This is a genomic window from Sulfurimonas sp., assembly GCF_029027405.1.
In the GTDB taxonomy this organism is placed as follows: Bacteria; Campylobacterota; Campylobacteria; order Campylobacterales; family Sulfurimonadaceae; genus Sulfurimonas.
This window is the reverse complement of sequence record NZ_CP093396.1, coordinates 1,250,252-1,264,382: the sequence shown is the minus strand read 5'-3', so window position 1 is coordinate 1,264,382 and position 14,131 is coordinate 1,250,252. Positions and strand designations below refer to the sequence as shown.

Below are 14,131 nucleotides of genomic sequence, written 5' to 3'. Positions count from 1 at the left end.
AACCGTTAAGTTGTTCTAAGTAACATTAACCTTCTTATAAACAGAACAAGTAAAGCAACTGCTAAAATTTTAAAATCTAGTTCACTTGCTTTATGAATATTCTCAAAAGTTACACTTTGTGTTGCTTCTACACCTACTGCTTGCATCGATAAAATTTTAGGTATATAAATATTACTAAACATCAATGAAGAAAAAACAACACTCACACTACTAGCCAAAATAATAGAATCTCTTTTCCCTATCTTGTACATATACCCTTCATAAAGAACTACCATACCAGCAATAAAATAAGTCCAATAACTGAATCTATGAAAAACTTCACTCATAATGATACCAGAGTTGTAGTGGTCTAGCGTTATATCCACTAAATGTTTATTTGGATTGAAAATAACAGGAGCGACTATCGCACCTAAAACGATAACTGCTCCAAATGAAGCTGCTAAGATGATTAGATAACTAAAGTCGATATAAATTTTTTTACTCAATGGTATGTTGCCTTAAACAATAAGTGTAAAACCTCTATCAAAATCACTATAATCTTTATAAAATGTTAAACACTCAAATTTTTGATTTGTTAAATATGATTGTATTTTACCTTTTTGCTCATAACCCATCTCACATGTAAAAAAGTTAATCTTTCGCTTTAAGACTTGGGCAAGGAGTTCTTTAATAATTTCATCTCCAATAACTCCTCCAAAAAGTGCATTTTGAGGTTCATAAGAAAGGTTTGACTCTAGTGGTGTTTTATCTGCAATATATGGAGGGTTTGATACAAGATAGTCTATCTCTTCATCTATTGGCTCTAAAAGTGAGCCTAGTCGTAACTCTATCCTCTCTTGCATACCAAACTTCTCTATATTTACTTTTGCAATGTCAAGAGCTGCTTGAGATATATCTACCGCTATAAACTTTGCATTTTTAAAATGCTGTGCTAGAACTATGGAAATTATCCCGCTACCAACTCCAACTTCTACAAAAGTCATCTTGGCATCTACACTTTTTACATTTTTTAAAACTTCATCTATCAGCAGTTCTGTTTCAGGACGAGGAATCAATGCACCCTCTGATATATAAAACTCTTGGCTATAAAAACTTACACTATTGGTTATGTATTCTAAAGGAACATTTTTCACTCTAGCATCTACCCATTTAAAAAGCTTTTGTATATCTGCTATCTCACTGCGTTGATTTGTAAGAAGCCAAAGCTCATCAACCTTTAAAAATGCCATCAACATAAGTTGAGCTTCTTTAGCTGGTCGTTCTATAAAAGGTTTAAGAGTCTTTGTTATACTAAGCAAAACCTCTTTTACTATATATGTGTCTTTCATGCTTTTTGTATGTCAACACCCAACTCTTTTAGTCTTTCTAACACAGGGGGATGAGTATAGTGAAAGAAAATATATAAAGGATGAGAAAGTGGAAAACTTTTGTTCTCTGTTACAAGTTTTTTAAGTGCATTAGCAAGTTCTATCGCGCCACCTGCTCCACCAAGTTCACTTCCCATCTTATCTGCTTCATATTCATTATGACGACTTACTATTCCCATAATTGGCATCATCACAAAACCTAAAATCGGCATAAACAACATTAGAAGAATCATAAGTAAGTAAGGCTCTTGGCTTATACCCATCTCTAAGTAAAGAGAATCTGGAAGATTGCCAAAGATGCCAAACATTGCAAACAACATAGCACCAACTAAGGCTATATTTTTATATATATCGCCATGTGCAAAGTGACCTAGTTCATGTCCTAAAACCGCTAGAAGTTCTTTAGTAGTAAGTTTTTCTATAAGTGTGTCAAAAAGTACAACTCTTTTTGCTTTTCCAAAACCACCAAAATAAGCATTTAGTCTTGCATCTCTTTTACTTGCATCACTTATGAAAACACCAGAACTTACAAAACCTGTTTTGTCCATAAGAGTTTTGATTTCTCCATCTAACTCTTCATCTTTAAGTGGTGTAAGTTTGTCAAAAAACATAGCACGAAAAGCTGGATAAAGCATGTTTATAAGAATAACTACTGCGAAGATAAATACAAAACTCCATAACCACCAAAGAGAGAAGTTAGTGATGATTAGATAGATGCCCCAAATAACTAAAGAACCAAGAACAAGAGTCATCGCGAAAGATATTAAAGTATCTTTTATCCATTGACCCATGCTTGATTTGTTAAAGCCATATTTTTCATCCAATACAAACTTTTCATAGTATCCAAACGGTAATGATAAAATAGAGTTTATAACTACAAAACTAAGAACAACTGCTATATTTAAAATAGCTTCATTTTCAAAAAATACATTGTTCGATAAATAAGAAATACCAAATCCCATCCAAGCTATAAACATAAGATAATCAACAAATGAGCTTACAATAGAGAGTTTTTCTTTAGTAACAGTATAGTTTCCCGCTTTTAAAAAGTCTGCTGCACCAAGGAGTACAGCCTCTTTTCTTTTTGCATCATTTACAAAGCCGATTTGCATAACGCTTGTATAGATTGAAACTAGAACAAATAGTGTATAAATAGTGATAACTGTCATTAACATTTAAAGACCTTAAATTTTTTCGCAATTGTAGCAAAATAATCTGTTATACTTACATAAATTTCATGAGTAAATATGAAAAAAATATTACTATTAAGCTTACTGCTGATACGAAGTTTACAATAAGAAATAAATAAGAAATAAAAAGGAAAATATCATTGAAATGTTTAGTAGTATTAGCTCACGCACTTAATAATAGTTTATCTTGCCATTTAGCAGAAGAGACTATAAAGCACATGGAAAATAAAGGTTATCATGTAATCATTAAAGATCTTTACAAAGAAAATTTTAATCCTGTATTAACAAAAGAGGAAAGAAATAGTTACTATGAAAAACAATTTGATTTATCTAAATTAAAAGATGATATTATTCAATTACAAGAAGCCCAATCATTAGTATTGATATTTCCTACTTGGTGGTTTAGTTTTCCAGCAATATTGAAAGGTTGGTTTGATAGAGTATGGGCACCAGGATATGCATATAATCATGCTTCGGATTTAGGTGCAATTACGCCATGCCTTTTAAATCTAAAAGAAGTAAAAGTAGTAACAACACTTGGAGCACCTTGGTGGGTCGATTTCTTTGTACTCAGAAAACCTGTTAATAAAGTTTTAAAATTTGCTTTACTTGGTACTTGTACAAAGAATTGTAAGTTTCAAATGCTCTCACTTTATAATAGTGAAAGTCTTACCAAAGAAAAAGTTAGTAATTTTATCAAAAAAATTAAAGCTACTTTTTAATAAACTTTGATTTAATTTGATGAGTATAAGTGGTCTTAAAATTAATTTATTTGAGTTCATAATTGTAATAGAACTAATATTTTAGTATACTTCATCTATAAGTCACTAGGTATATCATTATGCAAAAACTAAATAATTTATCATTAAAACAAAGAGAAGAACTTTTCAGACAGCTTCGCATCTCAATCACTCATCACTCTAATGCAATGGAAGGAACAACTCTTTCTTTTGGTGAAACAAAAGAGTTACTTGAACATGGAAATACAGCAGGATATAAACCATTACATGAACAACTTGTAATTTTAGGTTTTGCAAAAGCTTATGATGTCATAGTTCGTGAGGCTACAAATAAAGAAAATATTATTGATAGTAGTTTTATAAAAGATATACATGCCATTATGTTTGAAGATGCTCTACATGTAGCACCACAATTTGTTTCAAAGCCTATAGGAGCATATAGACTAGATGAAAGACATATAAAGGGTGTAGATATAAAACTATCAGTACCTAATAAAATCTCAAATGACTTAGAAAATTTACTTTATAAATTTAATAGTAATAATATGAGTTTATTAGATATTGCAGAATTTCATATTTTATTTGAAAGAGTGCATCCATTTGCAGATGGAAATGGAAGAGTAGGAAGATTGATAATGGCTTTTCAAGCTATACAAAATAATATCGTTCCTCCTCTTATTGAAAATGAGCATAGAGATGAATATCTAACCGCTATTAATGATAAAGATGAACTTTTCAAGTTTATCGATGAAAGTATTCAAAACAGTATGGCTTTACTTAGAAAAGAATTACAAGCAGTAGTGTAAAAAAATAGAAACTATCGATATGTTATAATACAAATATTATAATTTCAAAAGGAGTTTTATATGCAAACTATTACATTAAAAATTGAAGATAATATAAGTGAAAAATTTCTTTGGCTTTTAAAACATTTTTCAAAAAAAGAAGTAACGATTTTAGACCAAACAGAGTTTAAAAATGATGATGAGTACCTTAAAAGTATAGAAGGTATGGAACAAAGCATCATAGATGCTTCAAATGAACCAAATAAAAACTTTGTGACAATAGATAAGCTTGATTGGTAAAATGTACCAATTACTTTTTTCTCCACAAGCAAAAAAAGATGCTAAAAGACATCAATCATGTGCTTTAAAACCAAAAGTGATGGAACTACTTCAAATTATTGAGAAAGACCCTCTTCAATACCCTCCAGAATATGAATATCTCACACAAAATCTAAAAGGTAAGATTTCACGAAGAATAAACAAACAGCATAGACTTGTTTATGAAATCCTTGAAGAAAAGAAAATCATAAAAGTGCTGAGAATGTGGACACATTACGACTAATAATATAACAGTTTATATCAAGGAAAACTTCAATCATGAATCAAATAAACATACAATACTACAAAACAAAATATGCTCATTTTATTTTAGGTTCATTTGAAAATAAACTTTGTTTATTGGATTTTAGATATAGAAAAATGAGAACAACTGTTGATAATAGATTGAAAAAAGGACTAGATGCTGTATTTGTAGAACAAGATGATGAGATATTAAGACAAACAAGAAAACAACTTGATGAGTATTTTGATATGACAAGAAAAGAGTTTGATATACCAATGATAACAGTTGGTACTGATTTTCAAAAAAGTGTTTGGAAGGCTTTACTTCAAGTACCTTATGGCACAACATCGACATATCTACAATTAGCAAAAGATATTGATAATGAAAAAGCAGTCAGAGCAGTAGCAAATGCTAACGGTGCAAACTCAATAGGGATTATAATACCTTGCCATCGCATAATTGGAACCAATGGAGAACTTACTGGCTATGGTGGTGGATTGCCTCTTAAAAAAAGACTTTTAACATTAGAACAAAATTTGTTTTTATGCTAAGAAAAAGTTTCGATATAATCACACAATGCGTTTAATAATTTTAACCTTTTTGATTTTTTCATCTCTTTTATCCTCTACTTCCTATGAAATGGGAAAGAAGCTTTACATGCAAAAAGCTTGTTTTTCTTGTCATGGTATTAAAGCCGAAGGGATGCATCTATATCCTAGACTTGCAAATCGTGCAAAAGGTTTTTTGACATATAAACTTAAAAAATTTCGAAATAAACTATCAGATAACCAACAACAAGAGATGATGATAGCTTATGCTGTTGGTTTAAGTGATGAAGACATAGAAAACCTAACAACTTTTATGAGTAACTTTGTTGATGATGAGAACCAAGAGAGTTATGATGATAGTTATCATACCCATGGAGATGGTGGTTCATGAAACTTTTAGTAAGTGCTTTAGAGCATTCGGCAAATGTGCATCTACACTCTTTAAAAAAAGAGTTAAGTGATGATGTAGAGTTTATTGGTATTTTTGATTCTGACTTGGGTAACTCCATAGTTGATTTGAGAAGTTTAGCAATCATGGGTTTTGTAGATGCTCTAAAAAAACTTCGTTACTTTTTTAAACTAAATGCTCAAATGGTAGATTTAGCCGAAGAAGCAGACAAAGTTTTACTCATAGACTCTTCTGGTTTCAACCTTCCACTAGCTAAAAAAATTAAAAAGAGATACCCACAAAAAGAGATAATATACTATATTTTACCTCAAGCATGGGCATGGAAAAAGAAGCGAATTCCCATTTTAGAAAAAACCATAAATCATTTAGCATCTATACTTCCTTTTGAACAAGATTACTACTCAAAAAATGCTCCCATAATTTATGTTGGGCATCCACTTCTTGACATCATAAAAGAGTTTAAACAAGAGCTAAACACCAAAGTTAAAGAAGTAGCTTTTATGCCAGGAAGTAGAAAAGGCGAGATAAAAAAACTTATGCCTGTATTTGAAGAACTTATAGTTAAACTGAAACTAAATGCAACTATTATCATTCCAAAACACTTCACTAAAGAAGAGATAAAAGAGCTTTATGGTAACCTAACAGGTTTTAAAATAGCGCATGATGCACACAAGACTCTTTATGAGGCAGATTTTGCTTTTATATGTAGTGGAACAGCAACGCTTGAAGCCGCACTGATAGGAACTCCTTTCGTGTTAAGCTACATTGCAAAACCACTTGATTACTTCATAGTATCTAGACTTGTTAAGTTAAGCCATATTGGTCTTAGTAACATTATGTTTACGCAGTTTAACGACAAAGATTTACACCCTGAATTCATCCAAGAAGATGTAACAGCAGATAATCTTTTAAAAGCGTTTAACGAGTATGACAGAAGTACATTTTTAGACGACTCAAAGCATCTAAGAGCTTACTTAAAACATGGTAGTTCAAAAACAGTAGCAAAAATTATAACTATAGGAAGAACATGAAAATCAATTTTATAGACTTAAAAGCTCAATATGCAGATTATAAATCAGAAATAGACAGCGAAGTTGCCCAAGTATTTAGTACGGCTCAGTTTATCGGTGGAGAAAAGTTAAACTCTTTGGAGAAAAATTTAGCAGATTACACAGGTGTTGATTATGTAATAGGATGTAGCAGTGGAACAGATGCTCTTTTACTATCTCTAATGGCGTTGGATATTGGTCAAGGGGATGAAGTTATTACAACTCCTTTTACTTTTATTGCAACTGCTGAAGTTATCGCATTTTTAGGTGCAAAATCTGTTTTTGTTGATATCGAAGAAGATAGCTACAACATAGACCCAACTCAAATAGAAGCTGTTATCACTGATAGAACTAAAGCTATCATGCCTGTTTCTCTATATGGTCAATGTGCAAACATGGATGCTATAAATGAAATCGCTAAAAAACATGATCTTCCAGTAATCGAAGATGCTTGTCAAAGTTTTGGTGCTACTTATAATGGTGAGAAATCTTGTAATCTTTCAACTATTGGTTGTACTAGCTTTTTCCCATCTAAACCTCTTGGAGCGTATGGAGATGGAGGGGCAATTTTCACAAATGATAAAGAGCTAGAAGAAAAAATAAGAATGCTTTTAAATCATGGTCAAAATGAAAGATATAAACATAAGTTTATTGGTATAAACGGTCGCTTAGATGCTGTTCAAGCCGCCATACTTGGTGTTAAACTAAAACACTTTGATAAAGAAGTAAAAGCTCGTGATGATATTGGAACAAGATACAACGACCTTCTTGAAGATGCAAATGTTATAACTCCAAAAATATCAGAGTCAAACACAAGTGTTTTTGCTCAGTACTCTATAAGAGTTGAAGATAGAGAAACAATGGTTGCAAAACTAAGTGATAAAGGTATTCCAACTGCTGTTCACTATCCTGTTCCTCTTCATTTACAAGAATGTTTTTCAGACCTTGGTTATAAAGAGGGAGACTTTCCTATGAGTGAGAAAATTTCTACTCAAATAATGTCACTTCCAATGAGTTCATATTTAAAACAAGAAGAACAAGATTATATAGTTGAAGCGATTAAAGGTAACTAATGAAAAATATAGCAATAACTGGTTTAGGTAGCATGGGTAAAAACCACTACAATACTCTAAAAAATATCGAAGGTGCAAATATTGTTGGTCTTTGTGATGTTAATAAAACAGACGATTATGAAGAGCCTTTTTTTACAGACTTAGAACAGATGCTACTTGTTGTAAAACCAGATGCACTTATCATCGTTACACCAACATCTCTTCATAAAGAAGCAACTCTTTTGTGTGCAAAACATAATGTAAATGTCTTTATAGAAAAACCTGCTGCTTCAAGCGTAGAAGATGCAAAAGAGATGGCAGAGGCAATAAAAGCTAAAAATCTTAAGAGTTGTATAGGTCATATCGAGAGATATAACCCTGTTGTAAAAGCACTTATAAACGAGATAGCAGATCATGAAATTTTATCTATTTCTATAACGCGTAGTGGAGCCTTTCCTGAACGCATCGCTGATGTTGGGATTTTGACTGATTTATCAGTTCATGATAGTGACTTAATTAGATTTATCACTAAAAAGAACATAGTAAGAAGTGCTGTTTTTAAATCTCAAAAAATTCATAAAACACATGAAGATAATGCTATCTTAGCTTTTGAGTTAGAAGGCGAAGTTGTTGGAGATATAACCACAAACTGGCTAACTCCATATAGAAAAAGAAGTATAGCTGTTGCTTGTAGAGTAGATGCTGACTCTAAAATAAAATATTTTGAAGCTGATTTACTATCTCAAACTTTAAAAGAAAGAGTAAACATAAATCCATCTTCACACATCACAAGAAACTGTTTTGTTGGTAGAAGTAATGCACTTGCTGATGAACTTGTAGCTTTTTTAAACTACCTTGAAACTGGTGAAAAAGGTTCTCTTTCTAGTGTTGAAGATAGTATTATTACTTTGGAGATTGCAAATGATTCATAATAGTGTAGTCATTGAAGATGGGGCTAAAATAGCAGATGATGTTAAGATAGGTCCATTTTGTCATATTGGAAAACATGTTGAACTAGCATCTGGAGTTATTTTAGAATCAAACATCATTTTAATGGGTAAACTAAAAGTTGCAACTGATGTTAGAATTTTTAGTTTTACTACTATGGGGCATGAAAACTCAGAAATTGAAGTAGGCGAAAAAACTCACATAAGAGAATTTACACAAATTGGCACCCAAGAACCATCAGAAGAAAAAAGCGTTAAAAAGATTATAATCGGTGCAAATAGTTTTTTAATGGCTTATGTTCAAATTTTAAATGGTGTTAAAATGGGAGACTACTGCATCTTAACAAATGCAGTAAGACTTTATGAAGATGTTACTTGTGAAGAACGAGTTATTATTGGTGGTCTTACAACAGTTGAAGCAGGATTGACTATTGGTACTGGTGTTATGATTGGTGGTGCTTCTTGTGTTGACCATGACATACCACCATTTACACTTACAGAAGGTAACAGAGCCACTGTTAAAGGTCTTAATGTAGTTGGGCTTAGAAGAAGACTAGATGACAAATCAGACATAGAAAAGATCAAAGCTATTTTCAAGAAAATACTAGGAGATGGTGTAGATAAAGAACTAGCATCTAAACTAGCAACTGAACACGAAAATGAATATGCAAAACAATTTGCTTCATTTATCGCAAATAATAATATAAAAGTTAAAGCGAGTTAAGATGAGTTAAAAACTCATCTGGTTCTATAAAACCGATGATAGTTTTAGCTCTTTTTAGCTTTAAATCTTCACTAAAAAACAATAGTGCTGGAGGACCAAAAACTCCATACTTTTTACTCAGTTCTTTATTCTCTTGGCTATTCTCGGTTATATCTGCTTTTATCAAAACAAACTCTGACATCTTAGCTTTTACTCTAACATCTACAAAAGTAACCTCTTCAAGTTCTTTACATGAAGTACACCAATCAGCATAAAAATCAAGCATTATTTTTTTACCTTTATTTTTTGCCAAAACAGCATCTAACTCTTCTATCGAAGTTACTTTTGTAAATTTCGCATGAGTAACCTCTGTCTTAATCATCGAGTTTACAGCTTGAGGTTTAAAAAATTCCAATGGTCTTGCCATGCTTGTAGAACCACCAAGAACACCCATCAAAAGTGCTAAAGAATATACAAACATCAAAATAGCGATAGTTCTTTTAACCATATGAGAGCCTTTTTCTAAAGCACCAAGATATATAGAAAAAGCTATACCAAGTATTGCATAAAGAAGCATTGTCACATAAGTATCTACTATGCGTTCGAGCATCCAAATAGCAACGCCAAGCATTACCACACCAAAAGTAGCACTTACAAGAGTCATCCAAGCACCAGGTTTTGGCATAAATTTACCAGCACTAACACCAACTGCGATAAGTGGAATACCCATACCAATACTCATAGAAAAAAGAGCCATTCCACCTAGAATAGCATCTCCAGTTTGACCAATATAAATTAAAGCACCTGCAAGAGGAGCAGCGACACATGGACCTACAATTAGAGCCGATAAAAAGCCCATAATTGCAACACCTATATAACCACCACCATCACCTTTTGAGCTTATTTTTGCTACAAAAGCATCTGGCAATTTTAGTTCATAAAAACCAAACATGCTAAAAGCCAAAGCAACAAAAACTGCTGAAAATGAGTAAATAACCCAAGGTGTTTGAAGAGCTGCTTGAAGATTTGCTCCAAAGAGACCTGCTAAGACACCTGCTATGGTATATGCAACCGCCATTGCAAGGACATAAACAATAGACAAGGCAAAAGCTTTCTTAGTACTTAAACCTTCTCCCTGAGATATAATAACACCAGAAATAATTGGAATCATAGGAAATACACAAGGTGTCATAGCCAATAGAAGTCCAAAGCCTAAAAATGTTAAAAGGATAACAAAAATATTTCCTGATTTAATAGTATCAGCAATAGCATCACTTTGAGATACTTCGTCTTTTATCTCTACTTTCTTTTCGATTTTTATAACTTTTTCAACTTTTAACTCTAATCTTTTCAAAGAATATTCTAGTTTTGAAGTATCTACTTCTAATGAAAAACTCTCACTCAAAGGTTCATAACACAAACCTTGTTCTGAACAACCCTGATAATGCAAGATAAACTTAATTGTTTTCATGCCATTAAGTTGAAAATCTTTTTGTAAAGTCACTAAAACTGTAGGGGATTTTAAATAAACCATCTCTTCATCATGTTCAACACTTTTAGGTTTATCAATATTTAAAATACTAACGCCATTACCATTTATAACTTCTACTTTTAACTTATCTGCATAAAGGTATATATCTTTAGCTATTTTAACACTAGCTTCAATTTGCATCTTCTCATTGAGTTTAGCTTCAGGTTTAAATGCCTCATCTGGCATCAAAAACTTCGAAGCACCATTTAACACTAAGATAGTAGAAAGTAAAAATAAGATAATTTTTTTCATAAGACTCTTTTTTTTTAAAATTTTAAATTTATTTTTGATATTATACAAATAAATATTTAATATACAGAAACTATAACAAATTTTATATTATTTAGATAAAAAGTGCAAAAAATATATACTTTTGACTGAGAAAGAAGCTCTTAAAAGTTTAAAGTAAGTAAAAACTTAAGCACTACATTAGCAATATTTATCTACTCTACAGCTATTAAATCAAAAGTAAAGAATATTATTATGTCAAACAGATTAGAAAAAGAAGATAGCCCTTACTTACAACAACACAAAAACAATCCTGTTGATTGGTTTCCTTGGGGTGATGAAGCATTTGCTAAAGCCAAAAAAGAAAATAAAGCTATATTTATAAGTATTGGCTATTCATCTTGTCATTGGTGTCATGTTATGGAAGAGAAAGTCTTTGAAAACAAAAAGTGTGCAGATATTTTAAATGAAAGTTTTGTTTGTATAAAGGTAGATAGAGAAGAAAGACCTGATATTGACAAACATTACCAAGAAGTTCACATGCTTTTAAATCGTCGCTCAGGTGGTTGGCCAACTTCTATCTTTTGTACTCCAGAAAATAAACCATTTTTTGCAGGAACTTACATACCCCCAGAGTCAAGAGAAGGTTCCATAGAAGGGATGGGATTTATAGAACTTACAAAACTTATAGGCATGAAAGTTTCACAAAATGATGAGCAATTATATAAAAATGCTGATGAAATTCAAAAATTTTTAAACCAAAATGAACACCCAAAAGAAGCAACAGTTTTAAGTGAAGACTTTAGAAAAAACTTTATGCTTCAAGTAAAAAATAACTATGAAACAAAAAATGGCGGTTTTTCCACTTCTCCAAAATTTCCTCATGCATCTACACTATCTACTCTCTTAGTCATTGACAAACTCTATGATGACAAAGCAGCAAAAGCTATGCTAACACATACTCTCAACTCCATGAAAAAAGGTGGAATGTATGATCTTGTTGATGGAGGTTTTTGTCGCTACTCTGTTGATGGCGAATGGAAGGTTCCTCACTTTGAAAAGATGCTTTATGATAACGCCCTACTTTGTGAACTTTATGCAAAATCATATCTTACTTATGAAGATGAAAGTTATCTAAACATATCAAAAGAGATTGCTGATTTTTGGTATAACTTTATGAGCGAAGACAATCTTTTTTATAGTGCAAGCGATGCTGATAGCGAAGGAGAAGAGGGAACTTATTTTATATACACTTATGATGAAGTTTTCAGAACTTTAGAAGAAAATAACTTTGAAAACATAGAGTCTATCTTGGCACAAATGGATGTTACAAAAACTGGAAATTTTGAAGGTAAAAATATTATTCGTTTTGAAAATGGCAAAGCACCTAAAAACTTTGCAGATATTAAAATTTTACTGCAACAACTAAGAGCTTCAAAAGAGTATCCTTTCATAGACAAAAAAGTTCAAACTTCATGGTCAGCTATGATGATAAAAGCACTTTTTACTCTTGGAGATATAGATGCAAAATATAAACAAAAAGCTATACAGAGTATAGATGCTTTACTCAAAACCATGTACATTGATGGTAAACTTTATCATACAACACTCATTCATAAACAACCTAAAATAGAGGCTTTTTTGGAAGACTACGCTTTTTTAGCACAAGCACTTATAGGTGGGTATAACTCAACTGGAGAAGAACTTTACCTCATTCAAGCACAAAGATTTGCAAATATTGCTCTAGAGAAATTTTTTCTAAAAGGAAGCTGGAATTTTAGTGATGGAGAGTTCCAAACAAAAGCAGATATAGCAGACAATACATATACAAGTTCTGTTAGCATCATGGTAGATGCTCTTAACTCTCTAGCTATTTTACTAGAAGATGAAAAGTATGCACACTTTGCTTTTTTAACTCTTGAGTATAACTCTCACGAACTTGGAAGAAGACCTGTTGTATATCCGTGCATGCTTAAAGAGATGATAAGACACTTAAAGGGAGATAGAATTATTAAGTCCAATGCTTACAACCTTAGTAATAATGCTTATGAATTAAGTAAACTAAACTACCCTTTTATACACAAAAAAGTCACAAAAAATAAAGATTTTTTAGTGTGTGGAGATAAAAGTTGTTTCGCAAATACGGATAATATCCTAGCAATAGATGATATAATAAAGAATAGTTTTTAAGACAAAGGTTGACTAATGAAAAAAATAATATTAAATATTCTGCTTACTCTTGGAGTTATGAGCATGTTTAGTGCTTGTGAAAGAAATGATTATCAACATCCACTTCATCGTTCTAGATAATAACTAATGTTTAAGGAATTAGGAAAAATAATATTTATGGCTGAACTCGGTTATAAATATATAAAAATATTTAAAAAGACATATTTTCATCCCTTTATAACTTTTAGACCAGCATATAAACAACTATCAGATAATAGACAAGCATACTCAAACGCTGTCTTAGAATTTTTAAATATAAAAGTTGAACTTCTTGGTGAGTTACCAAAAAAAAACAAAGTGTTGTACGCAATAAACCATCGTTCTTTACTTGATATCATAGTAATGGAAAGTGTCTTCTCAAAAGGCAATAAAAATGGAACTTGGATAGCAAAAAAAGAACTTTTTGATGCATTTTATGGTGACTTTTTTAAATATAGTGGTTGCATAAGTGTTGATTTAGAAACAGGCAAAGGTCTTTTGAAATTTTTCAAAGAAGTAAAAAAAGCATTGACTAAAATAGATGATTTCAACATTTATATCTTTCCAGAGGGAGAAAGAAATAAAAATGATGGTATTTTAAAGTTCCAAAATGGAGCGCACAAAATAGCAAAATCAAATAAGCTAGATATTGCTCCTATTTTTATAGATGATTCTTTAGAAACTATCTTTAAAAATGCACCCTACAAAGAAACAAAAATAATTAGAGTTCATGTTGGTAATTTGATAAAACATGATAATTTAGAAAACGATTATATAGCTTTTATGAACAAAGCAAAAGGATAAAACTTGAG

Annotated in this window: 16 protein-coding genes; 12 read left to right on the top strand and 4 right to left on the bottom strand. The window is 31.4% G+C overall.

The window, feature by feature from the left end; genetic code table 11:
• Positions 1-5: 5 nt before the first annotated feature.
• Genes MOV42_RS05955 through MOV42_RS05945 form a run of 3 tightly spaced genes read right to left on the bottom strand, consistent with a single transcriptional unit; the run spans position 6 to position 2,542 of the window.
• Positions 6-485, bottom strand: a complete 480-nt coding sequence (locus MOV42_RS05955; RefSeq protein ID WP_324172859.1) for a DUF4149 domain-containing protein — start codon at positions 483-485, stop codon at positions 6-8.
• Positions 486-497: 12 nt separating this feature from the next.
• A complete protein-coding gene (gene prmC, locus MOV42_RS05950; RefSeq protein ID WP_324172858.1) occupies positions 498-1,328 on the bottom strand; it encodes a peptide chain release factor N(5)-glutamine methyltransferase in 831 nt (276 codons plus the stop codon).
• Positions 1,325-2,542 carry a M48 family metallopeptidase gene (locus MOV42_RS05945; protein WP_324172857.1) on the bottom strand — a complete coding sequence of 406 codons (1,218 nt, stop codon included), beginning with the start codon at positions 2,540-2,542 and terminating at the stop codon, positions 1,325-1,327. The genes prmC and MOV42_RS05945 overlap by 4 nt, the downstream gene beginning before the upstream one ends.
• Positions 2,543-2,697: 155 nt before the next feature.
• On the opposite strand from MOV42_RS05945, the gene MOV42_RS05940 reads away from it, so the two are divergent.
• The 10 genes from MOV42_RS05940 to MOV42_RS05895 all read left to right on the top strand — a co-directional run bounded on the left by MOV42_RS05940 (position 2,698) and on the right by MOV42_RS05895 (position 9,373).
• A complete protein-coding gene (locus tag MOV42_RS05940) occupies positions 2,698-3,279 on the top strand; it encodes an NAD(P)H-dependent oxidoreductase (protein ID WP_324172856.1) in 582 nt (193 codons plus the stop codon).
• 119 nt (positions 3,280-3,398) lie between these two features.
• Positions 3,399-4,103 (top strand): Fic family protein, encoded by a 705-nt coding sequence (locus MOV42_RS05935; protein ID WP_324172855.1) that lies wholly within the window; start codon positions 3,399-3,401, stop codon positions 4,101-4,103.
• A 60-nt stretch (positions 4,104-4,163) separates the two neighbouring features.
• The gene (locus tag MOV42_RS05930; RefSeq protein WP_324172854.1) at positions 4,164-4,382 is read left to right on the top strand and encodes a hypothetical protein; all 219 of its coding nucleotides are present in this window, start codon (positions 4,164-4,166) and stop codon (positions 4,380-4,382) included.
• Positions 4,372-4,644, top strand: coding sequence for a Txe/YoeB family addiction module toxin (locus MOV42_RS05925; protein ID WP_324172853.1), 273 nt, complete (start codon positions 4,372-4,374; stop codon positions 4,642-4,644). Before MOV42_RS05930 ends, MOV42_RS05925 begins: the two co-directional genes overlap by 11 nt.
• A 35-nt stretch (positions 4,645-4,679) precedes the next feature.
• On the top strand, positions 4,680-5,195 hold the full coding sequence (locus tag MOV42_RS05920; RefSeq protein ID WP_324172852.1) for a methylated-DNA--[protein]-cysteine S-methyltransferase: 516 nt from the start codon (positions 4,680-4,682) through the stop codon (positions 5,193-5,195).
• Positions 5,196-5,220: 25 nt separating this feature from the next.
• Positions 5,221-5,583: a c-type cytochrome gene (locus MOV42_RS05915; RefSeq protein ID WP_324172851.1), complete on the top strand. Its 363-nt coding sequence runs from the start codon at positions 5,221-5,223 to the stop codon at positions 5,581-5,583.
• Complete coding sequence (gene lpxB / locus MOV42_RS05910; RefSeq protein ID WP_324172850.1) at positions 5,580-6,632, top strand: lipid-A-disaccharide synthase; 1,053 nt, start codon at positions 5,580-5,582, stop codon at positions 6,630-6,632. Before MOV42_RS05915 ends, lpxB begins: the two co-directional genes overlap by 4 nt.
• Entirely contained in the window at positions 6,629-7,723 is a 1,095-nt protein-coding gene (locus tag MOV42_RS05905) for a DegT/DnrJ/EryC1/StrS family aminotransferase (protein ID WP_324172849.1), read from the top strand. Before lpxB ends, MOV42_RS05905 begins: the two co-directional genes overlap by 4 nt.
• Positions 7,723-8,634 carry a Gfo/Idh/MocA family oxidoreductase gene (locus MOV42_RS05900; RefSeq protein WP_324172848.1) on the top strand — a complete coding sequence of 304 codons (912 nt, stop codon included), beginning with the start codon at positions 7,723-7,725 and terminating at the stop codon, positions 8,632-8,634. Before MOV42_RS05905 ends, MOV42_RS05900 begins: the two co-directional genes overlap by 1 nt.
• Positions 8,624-9,373 (top strand): acyl-ACP--UDP-N- acetylglucosamine O-acyltransferase, encoded by a 750-nt coding sequence (locus MOV42_RS05895; protein ID WP_324172847.1) that lies wholly within the window; start codon positions 8,624-8,626, stop codon positions 9,371-9,373. Before MOV42_RS05900 ends, MOV42_RS05895 begins: the two co-directional genes overlap by 11 nt.
• Here MOV42_RS05895 and dsbD read toward each other — a convergent pair.
• Positions 9,360-11,135 (bottom strand): protein-disulfide reductase DsbD, encoded by a 1,776-nt coding sequence (gene dsbD / locus MOV42_RS05890; protein WP_324172846.1) that lies wholly within the window; start codon positions 11,133-11,135, stop codon positions 9,360-9,362. The two genes, MOV42_RS05895 and dsbD, sit on opposite strands and share 14 nt — an antisense overlap.
• A gap of 231 nt (positions 11,136-11,366) precedes the next feature.
• Between dsbD and MOV42_RS05885 the strand changes: the two genes are divergently transcribed.
• Together MOV42_RS05885 and MOV42_RS05880 are read left to right on the top strand one after the other, a co-directional pair.
• Positions 11,367-13,301, top strand: coding sequence for a thioredoxin domain-containing protein (locus MOV42_RS05885; protein ID WP_324172845.1), 1,935 nt, complete (start codon positions 11,367-11,369; stop codon positions 13,299-13,301).
• A gap of 126 nt (positions 13,302-13,427) precedes the next feature.
• A complete protein-coding gene (locus tag MOV42_RS05880; protein ID WP_324172844.1) occupies positions 13,428-14,123 on the top strand; it encodes a lysophospholipid acyltransferase family protein in 696 nt (231 codons plus the stop codon).
• Positions 14,124-14,131: the final 8 nt, after the last annotated feature.